Annotated in this window: 17 protein-coding genes; 16 read left to right on the top strand and 1 reads right to left on the bottom strand. The window is 53.4% G+C overall.

Annotated elements, in window-relative coordinates; all coding sequences use genetic code 11:
• Positions 1-3: 3 nt before the first annotated feature.
• Positions 4-750 (top strand): 16S rRNA (uracil(1498)-N(3))-methyltransferase, encoded by a 747-nt coding sequence (locus tag KNP86_RS04900; protein ID WP_138859218.1) that lies wholly within the window; start codon positions 4-6, stop codon positions 748-750.
• Between the two features lie 86 nt (positions 751-836).
• On the opposite strand, the gene KNP86_RS04905 is transcribed toward KNP86_RS04900, so the two are convergent.
• On the bottom strand, positions 837-4,502 hold the full coding sequence (locus KNP86_RS04905) for a S8 family serine peptidase (protein ID WP_214753076.1): 3,666 nt from the start codon (positions 4,500-4,502) through the stop codon (positions 837-839).
• A 329-nt stretch (positions 4,503-4,831) separates the two neighbouring features.
• Here KNP86_RS04905 and KNP86_RS04910 point away from each other — a divergent pair, with 329 nt between their 5' ends.
• The 15 genes from KNP86_RS04910 to KNP86_RS04980 all read left to right on the top strand — a co-directional run bounded on the left by KNP86_RS04910 (position 4,832) and on the right by KNP86_RS04980 (position 16,588).
• The gene (locus tag KNP86_RS04910) at positions 4,832-5,476 is read left to right on the top strand and encodes a class I SAM-dependent methyltransferase (protein ID WP_214753078.1); all 645 of its coding nucleotides are present in this window, start codon (positions 4,832-4,834) and stop codon (positions 5,474-5,476) included.
• Positions 5,473-5,940 carry an S-ribosylhomocysteine lyase gene (locus tag KNP86_RS04915; RefSeq protein WP_021065678.1) on the top strand — a complete coding sequence of 156 codons (468 nt, stop codon included), beginning with the start codon at positions 5,473-5,475 and terminating at the stop codon, positions 5,938-5,940. Before KNP86_RS04910 ends, KNP86_RS04915 begins: the two co-directional genes overlap by 4 nt.
• Entirely contained in the window at positions 5,941-6,879 is a 939-nt protein-coding gene (locus tag KNP86_RS04920; RefSeq protein WP_214753080.1) for a PLP-dependent cysteine synthase family protein, read from the top strand.
• Positions 6,845-8,002 (top strand): bifunctional cystathionine gamma-lyase/homocysteine desulfhydrase, encoded by a 1,158-nt coding sequence (locus KNP86_RS04925; RefSeq protein WP_214753081.1) that lies wholly within the window; start codon positions 6,845-6,847, stop codon positions 8,000-8,002. The genes KNP86_RS04920 and KNP86_RS04925 overlap by 35 nt, the downstream gene beginning before the upstream one ends.
• Before the next feature lie 131 nt (positions 8,003-8,133).
• On the top strand, positions 8,134-9,012 hold the full coding sequence (gene rarD / locus KNP86_RS04930; protein WP_233004393.1) for an EamA family transporter RarD: 879 nt from the start codon (positions 8,134-8,136) through the stop codon (positions 9,010-9,012).
• A gap of 91 nt (positions 9,013-9,103) precedes the next feature.
• Entirely contained in the window at positions 9,104-9,769 is a 666-nt protein-coding gene (deoC, locus tag KNP86_RS04935; protein ID WP_029595219.1) for a deoxyribose-phosphate aldolase, read from the top strand.
• Between the two features lie 77 nt (positions 9,770-9,846).
• On the top strand, positions 9,847-10,041 hold the full coding sequence (gene rpsU / locus KNP86_RS04940) for a 30S ribosomal protein S21 (protein ID WP_029334745.1): 195 nt from the start codon (positions 9,847-9,849) through the stop codon (positions 10,039-10,041).
• A gap of 33 nt (positions 10,042-10,074) precedes the next feature.
• Positions 10,075-10,524, top strand: coding sequence for a GatB/YqeY domain-containing protein (locus KNP86_RS04945; protein WP_021065683.1), 450 nt, complete (start codon positions 10,075-10,077; stop codon positions 10,522-10,524).
• A gap of 136 nt (positions 10,525-10,660) precedes the next feature.
• Positions 10,661-11,173, top strand: coding sequence for an NfeD family protein (locus tag KNP86_RS04950; RefSeq protein WP_034778122.1), 513 nt, complete (start codon positions 10,661-10,663; stop codon positions 11,171-11,173).
• Positions 11,170-12,150: a flotillin-like protein FloA gene (gene floA / locus KNP86_RS04955; RefSeq protein WP_034778121.1), complete on the top strand. Its 981-nt coding sequence runs from the start codon at positions 11,170-11,172 to the stop codon at positions 12,148-12,150. The genes KNP86_RS04950 and floA overlap by 4 nt, the downstream gene beginning before the upstream one ends.
• A gap of 5 nt (positions 12,151-12,155) precedes the next feature.
• Positions 12,156-12,596, top strand: coding sequence for a hypothetical protein (locus KNP86_RS04960; protein ID WP_214706245.1), 441 nt, complete (start codon positions 12,156-12,158; stop codon positions 12,594-12,596).
• A 134-nt stretch (positions 12,597-12,730) separates the two neighbouring features.
• On the top strand, positions 12,731-13,687 hold the full coding sequence (locus KNP86_RS04965; protein ID WP_034779973.1) for a PhoH family protein: 957 nt from the start codon (positions 12,731-12,733) through the stop codon (positions 13,685-13,687).
• 18 nt (positions 13,688-13,705) lie between these two features.
• Positions 13,706-15,787 (top strand): HD family phosphohydrolase, encoded by a 2,082-nt coding sequence (locus KNP86_RS04970; protein WP_138859226.1) that lies wholly within the window; start codon positions 13,706-13,708, stop codon positions 15,785-15,787.
• Positions 15,765-16,241, top strand: coding sequence for an rRNA maturation RNase YbeY (gene ybeY, locus KNP86_RS04975; RefSeq protein WP_034778115.1), 477 nt, complete (start codon positions 15,765-15,767; stop codon positions 16,239-16,241). The genes KNP86_RS04970 and ybeY overlap by 23 nt, the downstream gene beginning before the upstream one ends.
• On the top strand, positions 16,238-16,588 hold the full coding sequence (locus tag KNP86_RS04980) for a diacylglycerol kinase family protein (RefSeq protein ID WP_034778113.1): 351 nt from the start codon (positions 16,238-16,240) through the stop codon (positions 16,586-16,588). Before ybeY ends, KNP86_RS04980 begins: the two co-directional genes overlap by 4 nt.
• The last annotated feature ends 28 nt before the right edge of the window (positions 16,589-16,616 follow it).

The following is a 16,616-nucleotide window of genomic DNA, read 5'->3' on the forward strand; positions in this document are numbered from 1 at the left end:
GCCATGCAACGATACTTTTTACAACGTGAAGCGTTTGGAAGCGATCTCGTCGAATTGCCGGCCGACGTCGTGCATCACATCGGCACAGTGCTTCGGGGAGGTCCTGGGTATCAACTCGTGCTCTTAGACGGGACCGGATTTGAATACGTGGCCGAAGTGGTGACGCTCGATAAGAAGTCCGGTACGGCACGCGTCGTCGAGAAGCGGGAAGCGACGACCGAACTGCCGGTTGACGTGACGCTCGCCTACGCGCTCCCGAAAGGGGATAAAGTCGAACTCGTTGCCCAAAAAGGGACCGAGCTCGGTATGCATCATCTGTTGGTGTTCGAGTCGAAGCGCTCGGTCGCCAAATGGGACGCCAAGAAGGTGCCGAAAAAGCTGGAACGGCTCCAAAAAATCATGCAGGAGGCGGCCGAACAGTCGTACCGCGCCGTCGTCCCGACATGTGCTTATCTCACCCCAAAAGAGCTAACGGCTCGTTTCAATGCATATGATGCGGTCGTTCTCGCGTACGAAGAGGTGGCCAAACACGGAGAGGGTTCCGCGTTTGCGACGGTGTTGACATCCGCTCGACCGGGCTCGAAGCTCCTGCTTCTCGTTGGTCCAGAAGGCGGCTTCGATGAAGCGGAAGTGGCCGGTTGGATCGAGGCGGGTGCCGTACCTTGTGCGTTCGGTCCGCGTATCTTGCGTTCGGAAACGGCTCCGCTCTATGCGCTCTCAGCTATTTCCTACGCCCTTGAATTGAATTGATACACCACAAAAATGGCTCTCGCATATGCGAGAGCCATTTTTGTGGAAAGATAAAGGGCTCGCATCCAAGACGCGAGCCCTTCCACTTATTTTTTGACGAGTGTGATCGTCTTCGTCGTCACGTTTCCGGCGAGGTCAGTCGCCTCGAACGTGAACGTGTTCTCACCTGTTGTCACAGGTAACGCGATTCGCTCGGTTTTAGTGAACGAACGCATCTCATACGGAGCCTTCAGCGTCTGGCTGAATTTCAAGTCACCGTTGACGAGAAGCTTCACTTCATCAAAGTTGTCTTTCACGGTCACGTCGACGTTGACCGTCGATTGTTTTTTACCGATTTTCTTCGGCAGTTTCCCGATTTCGATGACGGCTGGTGTCGTGTCCACGAAAATCGCACGTTGGAAGTTGGTCACGTTGCCGGCCGCGTCTTCGGCGACGAAACGTAATTTATGGACGCCGTCCCCGAAACTGCGGGTCGTGTTGAAGACGTGTTCTTTCTTCGCATCATCCCATGTGAGTGGCACGTCAACGCCGTCAACTTGGAACGATTGGATCGCAGATGCATCTTGAATCGTTCCAGATACCGGGATGTCCGATGTCGCGTATGGCGTCAATGCGAGCGGGGCGTTCACGAACACGCCCGGCTTATCGGCGTCTGTCGAGTAGGCGACCGTCTTCGTTGTGCTGTTGCCGGCGTGATCGACGACGCGAACGCTGACTTGATCGGCGTCACTGACGCCTGCGAACGTGTAAGCCGCTTTTCCGTCAGCCTGTTTGGCGACGGATTTTCCGTTCAAGAAATATTCGACCGAATGAATGCCTGAGAACTCATCTTTCGCTTGGACGGCCAAGCTGTCCCCTTGCCATTTCGTCGTGAACGTCGGGTCCGTGTAATCGACTTTGACCGGGAAGCGAAGCGTCTGGGCTTGTTTCTTCATGTAGTCGATGCTTCCTTCGATTTCGTAGAAGTACTTACCGGCAGGAGCTGGTTTTCCGTTCAACTGACCATCCCACGTGTAAGCGGCCGAGTAGTAGTAAGGCGTGTTGGCACCACCGTCAAAGTAGTTCTTACGAAGTTCTTCGTCTTGGAACAGCGTCCGGACGACGTTCCCTGACTCGTCGACGATGCGGTACTTGACGTCTTTGGCGTTACGGAGCAACGAGAACACCGGTACAGCGACATCTTTTGAGCCATCTTTGTCTGGGGAGAAGGCGATCGCGTCGGCATCGACAGACTTGTCGAGGTTCGAACCGAGATAGTTTCCTGTCTGGTCGACCATGCCTGATACTTCATAGAACGAGCCGTCTTCATAGATGGAGGCATCGAAGATCGGTGCCTTGCCCCAGTCTCCTTCGAAACCGACGAACGGTACGACGAGTGACGGGTTGCCCTCAGGACCGTTGACGTCCGTCAAGCGGACGAATCCATCGACGAAGTAACCGTTCTCGAAGACGTCTTTCGCCGGTACGAGGCCGTCGAGCGTTTTCGGATTGAGCACTTTCGCTTTCGAGACGTCGAGCGCGATTTTCAATTCAACTTTTTGATTTGGTTTCACTTTGACCGTGCGAACTTTTTTGCCATTCACCGTCACTTTTGCATTCTCGAGTGCTTGTGCTTCCATCGCGTTCTGAACGAGTCCAGCTGTCTGCTCGATGGCGAGGTCAGTCTGGAGTGACGAAGACACGTTATACGACACGGCCTTATCCGACAAGTTCTCGACGACGAGTGTGAACGTGGCTTTGCTGCGGTTCAATTCCTTGAGCGCGACTTTTGCTTCTTTCGTTTTCTTCTCGTACGCGATCGCTGGTGTCGAAACGGCAGCATGCAATTGCATGAGACCTGCTCCACCACGACGTGGCGTGTACGGAAGGTTTTGTTGCAACTGTTTGTTGAGCGGTCCGATATCCGTGACAGCTTTCGACGTGTTGATAAGCAAGTTCTTCGCCATCGTGACACGTGCCGTGCCTGTCAAGTTGAAGTCGCGGTCAACGCGTTCGAGGACGAGGGCGGCTCCACCGGCAACGTGTGGCGCAGCCATCGATGTACCGCTCATCAAGCCGTACTGGTTATCGTTCAACGTCGAGAAGATCTGTCCGCCTGGTGCCGAAATCTCTGGTTTGAAGTCAAGGTTTGGCGTCATGCCCCATGATGTGAAGTTCGAGAGCTGACCGGCCGCACCGTTCGTGACACTGAGGCGATCGCCGGCAAAGCCGATCGTCATCTGTTCGCCCGCAAGGAGACGTTGTTGCAAGGCGTTTCCGTCTTTAATGCTGAGCGAGGCCATCGGGACTTGCGGGTTTGACAAGGCCATGCTCACGTAGTCGCCATGACCGACAGCACCGCGGACGATGACACCGGCCGCGCCGTTCGCTTCGGCCGTCTGCTGAATGTTCGAATAGAAGTAACTACCGTCGCGAACCGCGAGGACGATTTTCCCTTTGACATCTTTTCCGACGTATTGGCTCGGTTGCCCGTCGCCGACGTAAACGAGGTCGTAATTGCCTTGCGTGAAGGCAGGACCGTCTTGTTTTTTCCAACCGATTTTATCGGTGTTGTCGCCTGACTTGACCGAGAACGCGTCCAATTGGATTTGATCGTTCTCAAGCGAAGCGACGGATGTCGATGCCGAGCTGACACTCGGGGCACCGACGACGCCCGTGTCCGGGTTGTTGGCGTATGGAAGGTCATAACCGTTCCCGAAGTAGGCCGAGTTCCCAGCCGAAATCGACATGAAGACACCGTTGTCGACGGCACGTTGGACGGCTTGTTGTTCCGGTGAGTCGGCGTCGACGAATCCGGCCGTTGATCCGAGACTCATGTTGATGACGTCCGCCCCAAGTTTGATGGCGTCATCGATGGCTTTAATGTAAATATCGCCGTATGTCGAAGCATAGTTCGGGTCGTTACTGAATACTTTGAGCCCGAGCACTTGTGCCTCAGGAGCGACACCTTTCAAGCCACCGGCCGCTTCATCCCCGTTAGCGGCGACAGTACCCGAGACGTGCATCCCGTGCATCGAGGCGCCAGGTGAATCGTCACGGATATCATCGTTCTCATCATAATAGTTATAAGCGTATGGGACTTTCTCGTTTATGTAAGCTCCAGGCATGCCGAACGTGCTGACGGCCGTCTCGACTTCGGTTTGAGATAACTCAGCCTTCGAATCATCCGTAAGACGGAAGTCGCGATGGTCGGCGTCGACGCCTGTATCGATGACAGCGACGATCGTGCCTTCGCCCGTGAACCCGTAATCGCCCCACGTCTGCTGTGATTGGACCATGCCATTACTCGTGACCATGTCCGGTTTGACTTCTGGACGTTCGTACTCGTTGACGACGTGGACGCTTGCGACTTCAGGCAACGTCTCGACCTTTTTGACGTCGGTTGCTGTGAGCATCGTACTGAAACCGTTGAAGACGGTCGTGAACTCTTCGAGCGTCACGGCTTTGACGCCTTTTTTCGAGATGGCAGCTTTCGCTTTCTTTTGTTCGGCTTTGACGAGCTTTTGAGCGCCGTCTTTCTCGGTCTTCGTCAATTCATTGAATTTCTTGCCTTTCTTTTTCGCTTGATCGATTGCCGGGGCACCGACGAGTTCGACGACGACACGTAACTTCTCGTGTTTGTCCGTCGTGTTCACGCTTTGTTTGACGGATGGTTTGGCTAGGACAGGTTCTGCGCCGAGGCCGAGTAGGCCGGGCGTCAACGCGAGGCAAGTCGCGAGGGAGACGTTCAAATAAAATTTCGGTTGTGGCAATTTAGTATCCTCCAATCGTTTTTTGAAAAAATAAATCCATTTGTGGAAAATGATAGCGGATTTCAAACCAAAATTCTTCCTATTTTTTAAACGATAGGGTAATGAATTTGAACAAATTAAAAGATTCTGACAATTACTTTGGACCTATGTGCTCAAATTGGCATATAGGTCTTTTTCCAGTGTAGGCCTCGAAGTCTCAAAAAAATGAAGTCTCTAAAACGAAATGAACAATTTACTTGAGATTTCTAGCGTAAGTTGATACAGTCTGTAGTAGATAAATCATATAAAACTTATCGATATAGTCGGAATAAAGATGATGGGGTGACAGAATGGGATTACAGTTCATGGACATTTTTAAGGAGTGGGCGTCGGAATATGACGCGGCCGTGACCGGACACGACGAACAATATCGCGAAGTATTCGCCGGGTACGAGACGATGCTCGGCGAGGTCGTCGACCAGTTAGAAGGCCGGGTCATGGAGTTCGGGATTGGGACAGGGAACTTAAGCGCAAGAATTCTAGAAAGGCACGACCTCATCCCTGTCGAACCGTCGCCAGAGATGCGGGCCGTCGCGGCCGAGAAGTTACAGCTTGATATCGTCGATGGTGATTTTCTCAACTATCCGACTGACAAGTCCGTCGATACGATCGTGTCGTCGTATGCGTTCCATCATTTGACGGATGACGAGAAACGGACGGCGATTCGAAGTTACGTCGAACATCTCGACGCCCCGCGTTTCGTCTTGCTCGATACGATGTTCGCCTCGCAAACAGCGAAACGGGACATCTTGGACTGGGCCGAAGCAAACGGCTATACCGATTTACTCGAGGATTTGAATCGAGAGTTTTATCCGTATACCCAGACGATTCAAGCGATGCTCGAAGCAAACGGCTACACGGTCACCCTTACGCAAAAAAATAAATTCGTCTGGCTCGTCGTGGCCACGAAACAAACAGGAGGAACTCAATCATGAAAAGTTATAAAGTCGAGAGCTTCAATTTAGACCATACAAAAGTACAAGCGCCTTACGTCCGTTTAGCCGGAGTGAAGAAAGGGACGGCCGATACGATTTATAAATATGACATTCGCTTCATTCAACCGAACGAAGGGCTCATGCCAATGCGGGCCGTCCACTCGCTCGAGCATTTGATCGCCGAGAACAGCCGCAGCCACTCGAATCAAATTATCGACGTCTCGCCGATGGGTTGCCAGACAGGCTTCTATTGGACGATGTTGAACGATGGGGATTACGAAGCGATGCTCGACCTCGTCGAAGCGACACTCCGCGACGCAGCAAATGCGACAGAACTTCCGGCGCAAAACCCAATTCAATGCGGAAGCGCGAACCATCACGATTTCGAGGGCGCGAAGAAGCTCGCGGCCGATATGCTTGCCAAGCGTGACGAGTGGCACATCATCTTCAAGGACGAAGCGTAAATGATTGTCCAAAGCGTCTATGAATTGATTGGTGAGACGCCTCTGCTTGAGTTACGGACGTTGCCGGTACCTGCGGGCGTCAAAGTATACGGCAAGCTCGAGATGATGAATCCGGGCGGTAGCGTCAAGGACCGGCTCGGTCTGCAATTGATTGAACGGGCGCTTGAACGTGGACAACTTGAACGCGGGGGAACGGTCGTCGAACCGACGGCCGGGAACACCGGAATCGGGCTCGCGCTCGCCTGTCAACGACACGGCATCAAGTTGATGACCGTCACCCCGGAGAAGTTCAGTCAAGAGAAGCAGGCGCTCATGACGCTTCTCGGGGCGACGGTCGTCAACACGCCGACCGAACTTGGGGTGAAAGGCGCCATCGCGCGGGCGAAAGAGCTCGCCATCGAACATGACGCCTATGTGCCGGAACAGTTCTCGAACCCGGATAACCCGGACGCGTACGTCGACACGCTCGCGCTCGAGCTTCAGGCCGACCTTCCGAACATCGATGTGTTCATCGCCGGAGCCGGCTCAGGGGGGACGTTTACCGGTGTCGCGAGCAAGTTGCGGCCGAACGGGACGAAGGCGATCGTCGTCGAGCCGGAAGGGTCGATTTTGAACGGGGGAGCTCCTGGCCCCCATAAGACAGAAGGAATTGGGGTCGAGGCGTGGCCGGCGTTCTTGCCGCACGACCTCGTCGACGGGATTTACACGATTACGGACGAAGAGGCGTTTTATTATGTCGCTCATCTCGCTAAACAAGAAGGCTTGCTCGTCGGAAGTTCATCCGGAGCGGCCATCGCGGCATGTGTTCAAGAAGCGGCGAAGATGACGGAAGGTGTCATCGTCACGATTTTACCGGACAGCGTCGAACGGTATTTAAGTCAAGGAATAGTCAAGGAGGCAGAATATGCGTACAAAAACAGCACTCATTCATGGCGGTAAAACGACGGATCCACTGACAGGAGCCGTCACGCCACCGATTTATCAGACGAGCACGTACAAGCAAGACGGAATCGGTAATCTCCGGGAAGGGTATGAATATTCGCGGACGGCCAACCCGACGCGGACGGCACTCGAAACACTGATTGCCGATATCGAGGGCGGTGCTCGCGGATTTGCGTTCGGCTCTGGAATGGCAGCCATCTCAACGATCTTGATGTTAATGAAATCAGGGGACCACGTCATCGTCGGTTCTGATGTATATGGGGGAACGTACCGTGTATTCAATCGAGTATTTCAATCACTTGGCTTGGAGGCATCTTTTGTCGATACGGCCGATGCGCAAGCGGTCCGTGAAGCGCTCCAACCGAACACAAAAATGATTTACGTTGAGACACCGACGAACCCGCTGTTGAACGTGACCGACATGCGCCTGATTCGCGCCATCGCTGACGAGGCGGACGTCCTGTTCGTCGTCGACAACACGTTCATGACCCCGTACTTCCAAAATCCGATTGAATTCGGGGCCGATTATGTGCTTCATAGCGCCACGAAATATTTGGGTGGCCATAGCGACGTCGTCGCCGGTCTCGTCGTCGCGCGCACGGAAGAGCTTGGGGAGCGTTTGGCGTTCCTTCAAAACTCTGTCGGCGCGGTACTCGGACCACAAGACAGTTTCCTTGTCGTCCGTGGGATCAAGACGCTCGCGGTCCGTATGGAAGAGATCGAGTCAAATGCGCTCGCGCTCGTCGACTACTTGACGAAGCACGAAGCCGTCAGCCGTGTCCTGCATCCGAGTGTCGGCAGCGAAGAAGCGAAGCGGGTCCACTTGTCGCAGGCGCGCGGTTTCGGCGGAATGATCGCCTTTGATGTCGGTTCAGCAGAGGCGGCCGAACTCGTCGTCGCGAAGACGAAGTTCTTCACGCTCGCCGAAAGTCTCGGTGCGGTGGAGAGCTTGATTAGTGTCCCGGCCCGGATGACGCATGCGTCAATCCCCGCGGAACGTCGTCTTGAGCTCGGAATTACGGACGGACTCGTCCGCATCTCCGTCGGTCTCGAAGATGTACAAGATTTGATTGAAGATTTGGAGCAAGCGCTCGCGACCGTGGCGACGATTCCGAACTAACATTCATAGTGATGCGAGGTGCGCTTGCGAGCGCACCTCTTTTGTCGTGGGCATGGCGAAAGAATTCGCTTGAATGTCCTAATCGCATCGACTACACTGACGATAATTGATTACGAGAGCGGGTGAACGGAGTGAACAAAGGCGTCATGCCGACGGTCGGAGCCTACGTCATGTGGGGCGTCCTACCGATTTATTGGAAGTTTTTACAGGAGATACCGAGCGGACAAATCTTGGCCCATCGAATCGTCTGGTCGTTTCTCTTCATCTTACTCGTCTTGAAATGGACGAAGCAGTGGACCGAGTTCAACTACGCGCTCCGGCACCGGGCGACGCGGAACGCCTTCATGTTGAACGGCTTCATCGTCAGCGCCAACTGGTTCGTGTACATATGGGCGGTCAATCACGGCTATATCATAGAGGCGTCACTTGGCTATTACATCAATCCGCTCGTCAGCATGGTGTTAGGTGTGCTTGTTTTTCGGGAATCATTAAACCGAGTCCAATGGCTCGCGGTGACGGTGGCGGCGATCGGTGTGCTCGTTTTGACGTTCGGGTATGGGTCGTTCCCGTGGATCGCCTTCATTCTGGCCAGTACGTTCGGATTTTACGGCATGGTGAAGAAACGCCGACCGCTTGCCTCGACGGTCAGTCTCGGGATTGAGACGCTCGCGGTCGTGCCGGTCGCTATCATTTTCTTAGGTTGGCAGACGTCACAGGGCGGATTGACGATGACGACCGAACCGGTCATTTGGGTCGCCTTGATCGGGACAGGCGTGATGACGGCGTTGCCGCTTCTTTTGTTCGGGTACGGGGCGCAACACATCCCGTTCACGCTTGTCGGGTTTCTTCAATTCATCGCACCGACGCTCAGTCTCGCAATCGGGGTCATCCTCTATAATGAGCCGTTCACGGGTTATCACATTTTTGCGTTCACGTGCATCTGGATTGCGATTTTCTTCTTTAGTTGGAACAGCTGGATTCAGACACGAAAACGTCGTCAACTCGTCTGAATTGAAAGCTGTTACATTTCAAGAAAACATGATAATATGTTAGATGTCAGACCTATATGTCAGACCGATACATCAGAGGAGGAATTTTACGATGGAATTAGCACGTTATATCGACCACACAGCCTTGAAGGCAGAAACAACGAAAGATCAAGTCACGAAACTTTGTGCCGAGGCGCTCGAATACAAATTCGCAAGCGTCTGTGTCAACCCGACATGGGTGAAGTACGCGGCGGAACAACTCAAATCAGATGACGACGTCAAAGTATGTACGGTCATCGGTTTCCCACTCGGAGCCAACACGCCAGAAGTGAAAGCGTTCGAAACAAAAGACGCGATTGCCAACGGTGCAGATGAAATTGACATGGTCATCAACATCGGCGCCATGAAAGACGGCGACTTCGATCTCGTCGAACGCGACATCCGCGCTGTCGTCGAAGCGGCAAACGGGACGCTCGTCAAAGTCATCTTTGAGACGTGCCTCCTTACAAAAGAAGAAATCAAAAAAGCGGCTGAACTTTCAGTCAAAGCAGGTGCAGACTTCGTGAAAACGTCGACTGGCTTCTCAACAGGCGGCGCGACGGTAGAAGATATCCGCCTCATGCGTGAGACGGTCGGACCAGATCTCGGCGTCAAAGCTTCAGGCGGCGTACGTGATTTCGAAGGCGCACAAGCGATGATCGATGCCGGCGCGACGCGCATCGGCGCATCAGCTGGAATCGCCATCGTCACAGGCGGACGTTCAGATAGCGACTATTAATAACTAGTGGTTGACCGCACGACTTACTTTCACTATAATATGTTATGACGTGTGAAACACGTTTCCTTAGTCGTGTAATTCGGAGGGAGGGAAAACTAGTGGAAACTCGTGTCCGTAAAAACGAATCGCTTGAAGACGCTCTTCGTCGTTTCAAACGCGGTGTTTCGAAAGATGGCACTCTTGCCGAAGTTCGCAAACGTCGTCACTACGAAAAGCCAAGCGTAAAACGCAAATTGAAATCAGAAGCTGCGCGTAAGCGTAAGAAATTCTAATTTCAGTTTCATTTGTAGAGAGGGTGTTAGCTCATGAGTCTTCAAGAACGCTTGACGGACGACATGAAGCAAGCCATGCGCGCAAAACAGAAAGATCGTCTCACGACGATCCGAATGGTCAAAGCGTCGCTCCAAAATGAGGCCATCAAATTTGGTCGACAAGATCTTACTGAGGAAGAGGAACTCACGGTGCTCAACCGAGAGATGAAACAGCGCAGAGACTCCCTCCGAGAATTCGAAAGCGCTGGTCGTGAAGACCTTGCATCTAAAGTAGCTGACGAGATTGTCGTACTAGAGGCCTATATGCCTGAACAACTTTCTGAAGATGAAGTCACGGCGATCGTGAAAGCAGCTATTGCTCAAACGAATGCCACAGGCCCGTCAGATATGGGTAAGGTGATGGGCGTCGTCATGCCTCAAGTTAAAGGCAAGGCAGACGGTGGTCTTGTGAACCGCATTGTCAAACAACAATTGACGAATTAATGAAAGAGACAGGAGCTTTTGGGTCAAACCAAAAGTTTCTGTCTTTTTTTGCGTATTCTGAAACCACAAGCAAACTTGTTTCGTATACACTAGAGATAAGAGGTAGCTTGTGAACTCGGAAGGGGGTTGCAATACGATGACATTTGGTCTCGGAGTGATTCTGACGGTGTTTTTTGTCGGGATCGTCCTTCTAGGAATTGAAGTGTTCGTTGCCGGTTTTGGATTGTTCGGCGTGCTAGGGATCGGGGCGGTCGTCGCCAGTTTGATTATGGCGGGCGCCACGATCGGACAACTATGGTTGTCGCTCGGTTTAGCCACGGCCATCGTCGCTGGACTCGGATTTTGGGCATATCGTCGCCTGCAGTCCAATCGTTCGCTCATGTATAAAGGGTTGATTTTGACCGATTCGACGTCATCAGACAAAGGGTATCTGTCTCACGATGACCGCAAACGGTTGCTCGGGAAAGTCGGGGTCACATTGACGCCGCTGCGCCCGGCGGGTACCGCTGAGATTGACGGAGAACGGATTGATGTCGTGACAGAAGGTAGCTATCTCGATTCGCAAACGAAAATTCAGGTGTATAAAGTCGATTCAGGGCGCGTTGTCGTCCGTAGCTTTATAGAGCCGAAGGAGGATGTAACAGAATGACACCAGAACTATTGACCACGTTACTCATCTCAGGTGGAGGATTGATTGCGCTCGCCGTATTCTTCACGTTCGTCCCGGTCGGGCTGTGGATCAGCTCGTTCGCCGCTGGCGTCCACGTCTCGATTTTCACATTGATCGGGATGCGACTCCGTCGCGTCGTCCCATCGAAAATCGTGAACCCGCTCATCAAAGCGGTCAAAGCCGGTATTGGCTTAAACACGAACCAGCTCGAGAGTCACTTCTTGGCTGGGGGTAACGTTGACCGTGTCGTCAACGCCTTGATTGCGGCCCACCGTGCCGATATCGAATTGTCGTTTGAACGTGCCGCAGCAATCGACCTTGCCGGCCGAAACGTGTTAGAGGCTGTTCAAATGTCCGTCAACCCGAAAGTCATCGAAACGCCGTTCATCGCCGGTGTGGCCATGGACGGGATTGAAGTGAAAGCGAAAGCCCGGATCACGGTTCGTGCCAACATCGACCGTCTTGTCGGGGGTGCCGGAGAAGAGACGATTATCGCCCGTGTCGGTGAAGGGGTCGTCTCGACGATCGGTTCGCAACATAACCATAAACACGTTTTGGAAAATCCGGATATGATTTCACGTACCGTATTGACGAAAGGTCTTGATTCAGGGACCGCGTTTGAAATCTTGTCCATCGATATCGCCGACATTGATATCGGTAAAAACATCGGAGCGGTTCTTCAGACCGACCAAGCCGAGGCTGATAAGAAAATCGCGCAAGCGAAAGCAGAAGAACGCCGCGCGATGGCGATCGCCCGCGAGCAAGAGATGAAGTCATCAGTCGAAGAGATGCGCGCGAAAGTTGTCGCGGCCGAGGCTGAAGTCCCGCTCGCGATGGCAGATGCGCTTCGCCACGGCAAGCTCGGTGTCATGGACTACGTCAACTACTTGAACGTCCAAGCCGATACAGAAATGCGTAAAGCGATCGGTCACCCAGTCGAATCTGACAAAGAGTGATCGGGATGGATGGACTTTGGGTACTACTCCTCGCCGCATTCGGGATCGCTTCGGCGGTCATGAAGCGGATGGAGAAATCATCTTCTACTGGAGAACGGCCGCCGAGTACGGATTTGAAACGCTATCTCGATACGGTCGGTGACATGATGAAAGAAGTCGAGGCGACATTTGACGAGCCGCGCGATGGCAAGGAAAAACCGACGCCGCAAAAACTGCGTCGTCGTGTCGCTGCCCCAGCTGAATCAAGAGAGTCTCAGCCGCCGCGCCGGCGGGAAGAATTACCGCACGTGAGTGCGCAGTTCGAACAGACGGTCAAGATTCCGCCGATTTCGGAGGCAACCGAGTCGCGGCCGCAACCGCAACCGCGCATGTCGATGAAGCAAGTTCGGCAAGCTGTCGTTTGGAGTGAAATTTTGCAGCCGCCGGTGTCGAAACGCCGTCGCTAAGCCTGAAGCAGTGACATTGAGTCACTGCTTCTTTTTGTGGCCAAAACGGACGGTCTTTCTTTCACGAACGGCTTGATAGTGCTAAAGTAAAGAAGGAACAATCTACTGATGGGGAGGAGAAACAACCATTGATTATGACTGATAAGATACCGTTCGTCATGGAACATGCGAACGAAGCACAGGCACTCCTCGGGCCGAAAGACGAGGTCTTTCACGCTATCGAGGCAGAACTCGCGGTCGCACTCACTCCTCGTGGAGAAGAATTGATCATTCAGGCCGATACTGCTGACACACTTGAATTGACGAAAACCGTCATCAAGACGCTACAACAGCTTGTCAAAAAAGGGGCTCGCTTGAACGAGAGTGATGCCATCAGCGTGATTCAACATATCAAGGTCGGCAAAGGCGATGAACTGCTCGAGCATTATGAGCGGGTCGTCTTCACGACGAACAAAGGCAAACCGATCCGGGCGAAGACAGTCGGACAAAGCCGCTACGTTCGTGCCATTGAAAAACGCGATCTTGTCTTCGGAATCGGGCCGGCTGGGACCGGAAAGACCTATCTGGCCGTTGTTTTGGCAGCACGGGCATTGAAAGAAGGACAAGTCAAACGTATTATTTTGACGCGTCCAGCCGTCGAAGCAGGGGAAAATTTGGGTTTCTTGCCAGGCGACTTGAAAGAGAAAGTCGATCCATACTTACGTCCGCTCTATGACGCCTTGTTTGACGTCTATGGCGTCGAGCAGACGAATCGGTTGCTCGAACGTGGCACAATCGAAGTCGCCCCGCTCGCCTATATGCGAGGACGCACGCTTGAAGATGCGTTCGTCATTTTAGATGAGGCGCAGAACACGACGAAAGAGCAGATGAAAATGTTCTTGACGCGACTCGGTTTCGGGTCGAAAATGGTCGTCACCGGCGACTTGACGCAAGTGGATTTACCTAAAGGGAAGGCGTCAGGTCTTCAAGAGGCGTTACACCTGCTCGAGCGAGTCGAAGGGATTCATTTCGAACACTTCACGTCGTCCGATGTCGTTCGACATCCGCTCGTCAAGAAAATTATTAACGCTTATAGTACCGAACTCACATAACAAAAAGGGGGGGCACTGATGCAGCAAGCACGTCATTGGACGGTCGCGACAATCTCCGTCCTCTTTTTTCTCATTCTAGGCGCGATTCTCTATTTTACGGTGCGCCCATCGATTATTAGCGTCGAACCGCTCGGGATTGCCGAACAGGATATCCGCTCGCCCATCACGGTCGAGGACCGAACGGCGACGGAACGGTTGCAACAAGAAGCCGTCAATGGCGTCGGTAGTCAATTTTCACTCCGACGCGAGTTTGCCGATCAACAAATCGCCAAAGTCGAGCAATTGTTCGCGGCGTTCGAGGAGACGGAAGAAGAGACCGAACTCTCGGATATTAAGAACCGGTTGAACTCGACCGAAGTGAATGGCTTTCTCGGTGACGACGAGTTGAATCTATTGCTCGAGGCGAGTGAGAACACGCGTCGAACGGTCGAAGACGTCACCGTGACGGCGCTCCAAGAAGTAATGGGCAACCGCATCGAGACGAGCTCACAGTCGATTTCAGAAGCGAGAGACCGGGCCGAGACGCTCGTCGACCAATCCCCGCTCTCACTCGAGTTCCGGGCCATCGCCAACAGCCTGAGCGATCAATTGATCGTCCCGAACTACGTGTTCGACTCTGAGGCGACGCGCGAGAAAGAACAGCAGGCGCTCGACGCGGTCGAGCCGGTCATCATCCAAGAAGGACAATTGCTCGTCAATCAAGGCGAGGTCGTGACACGTGAGATTTATCGGAAGCTCGAATTGACCGGTGCGATCGACCCGAACCGTTCGTTCGCACCGCTGTTCGGGGCTTACTTACTGAGCGGACTGTTGACGACCGGATTTCTGTTCATGTTGATCCGGTCGAAGATTCAACAGTTGTTGCTTCGTCCTAAAATTTTGATTACCGTGTACGGGTTGTTACTGCTTCAACTCGGCATCTTTTTCGGGGTCGGCTATATCGGCATCGAGTTTACGACGTACGCATACGTGCTCGCACCGACGGCGTTCGTTGTCCTCTTGCTCCGTATCCTTGTCGATGAACGGGTCGCGCTCGCCTCGGCACTCATTACGATGATCGCCGGATCGATCGTGGCGAGTTTCGGGCAAAACACGAGCTTCATGACGGTCGTCTATTTTGCGACCGGTAGTTTCCTGGCTGTCTTCCTCGTCGAACCGAAGATTCAGCGGAAACGGTTATTCTTGTCAGGTGTCTTGCTCGGCATCATCAACATCATTATGGTGCTCGCGCTCTTGTTCCTGCGTAACACGGTAGTGACATGGGAGATGGTCGCATATCTGTCAGGCTTCGCGATCACGAGTGCCCTGTTATCAATCGTGCTCACGTTCGGATTCCTGCCGTTTCTCGAGCCGTGGTTCGGCGTCTTATCATCGGGTCGCTTAATCGAATTGATGAGCCCGACGCACCCGCTGTTGCGGAAATTGTTGATGGAGGCACCGGGTACGTATCATCACAGCATGATGGTCGCCAACCTGGCTGAATCGGCTTGCGAGGCGATCGGCGCCGACGGACTGCTCGCCCGGGTCGCTAGTTATTACCATGATCTTGGGAAGACCGAGCGGCCGCTCCACTTCATCGAGAACCAACAGAGCGGCGTCAACCCGCACGACCGGCTCACGCCGGAAGAATCGGCCGACATCATCATGGCCCATCCGTATGACGGTGCTGATCTGTTGCGCCGCTACAAGCTACCGAAAGAAATCATCGATATCGCCGAGCAACATCACGGCACGTCATTGTTGAAGTTCTTTTATGTGAAAGCGAAAGAGACACGAGATGTCACTGAGTCGCGCTTCCGTTACCCGGGACCGAAACCGCAGACGCGCGAGGCGGCGGTCGTCATGATCGTCGATTCGATTGAGGCGGCGGTAAGGTCACAGAAGCAGCCGACACCAGAACGGATCCGGCAGCTCGTCAGCGCGATCATCCGTGACAAGTTGCAAGACGGACAGTTCGAAGACTGCGAGTTGACGACGAAAGAAGTATGGCGGGTCGGGGAGAGCGCGTGTGAGACGTTGACCGGCCTGTTCCATGAACGGATCGAGTACCCAGAACTGAAGAAAGAAGGCGAATTACATGCAAATCATTTCGAACGATGAGCACGGGTTGTTGACCGATGCTCAAGTCGAGCTCGTCGAATCTATTTTGATGCACGCAGCGCTCGAAGAGGACATTGAAGAACCGAGCGAACTGTCGGTCACCTTTTTGACGAACGACGAGATTCAAGCAATCAATCGGGAATGGCGCGGGAAAGATGCGCCGACCGACGTGATCAGTTTTGCTTTTGACGAGATGGGCGAAGAAGAGATGGATTTCATGCTCGATGAAGACGAGCCTCGTCTCCTTGGCGATTTACTCATCTCGGTCGAGCGTTGCCGCGAACAGGCGGCCGACTATGGCCACTCATTCGAACGAGAACTCGGATTTTTGGCCATTCATGGCTTCTTACATCTCCTCGGCTATGATCACATGACGCCTGAGGAAGAAGCGGAGATGACGGCGCGCCAAGAACAAGTGCTCGCTCACTTCGAGCTGAAACGAGGCGAAGTGTGAAACCGTTCTGGTTCGCCGTGCACGGCATCGTGCACGCAGTGCGGACCGAACGCAACATGCTGATTCATCTCGCATCGAGCCTGCTCGTCGTCGTATTTGCCTGGTGGCTCCCAACGACGAAACTCGAGAACTTGATTCTGTTCGGTTGGGTTGTACTCGTCATCGCGCTCGAGCTGATGAACACGGCGGTCGAACGCACGGTCGACCTCGTCACGAAAGACATCAAACCGTTAGCGAAGCAAGCGAAAGATGTCGCAGCCGGATCAGTGCTCGTTGCCGCCATCGGGGCCGCCATCACGGCACTTTTCATTTTTGGCCCTTATGTAATCGACAAATTCGTTATATGATTGAACGTATTGGAAATTTAGAAAGCAG

The organism is Exiguobacterium sp. s16 (genome assembly GCF_018618115.1).
Classification (GTDB): domain Bacteria; phylum Bacillota; class Bacilli; order Exiguobacteriales; family Exiguobacteriaceae; genus Exiguobacterium; species Exiguobacterium mexicanum_A.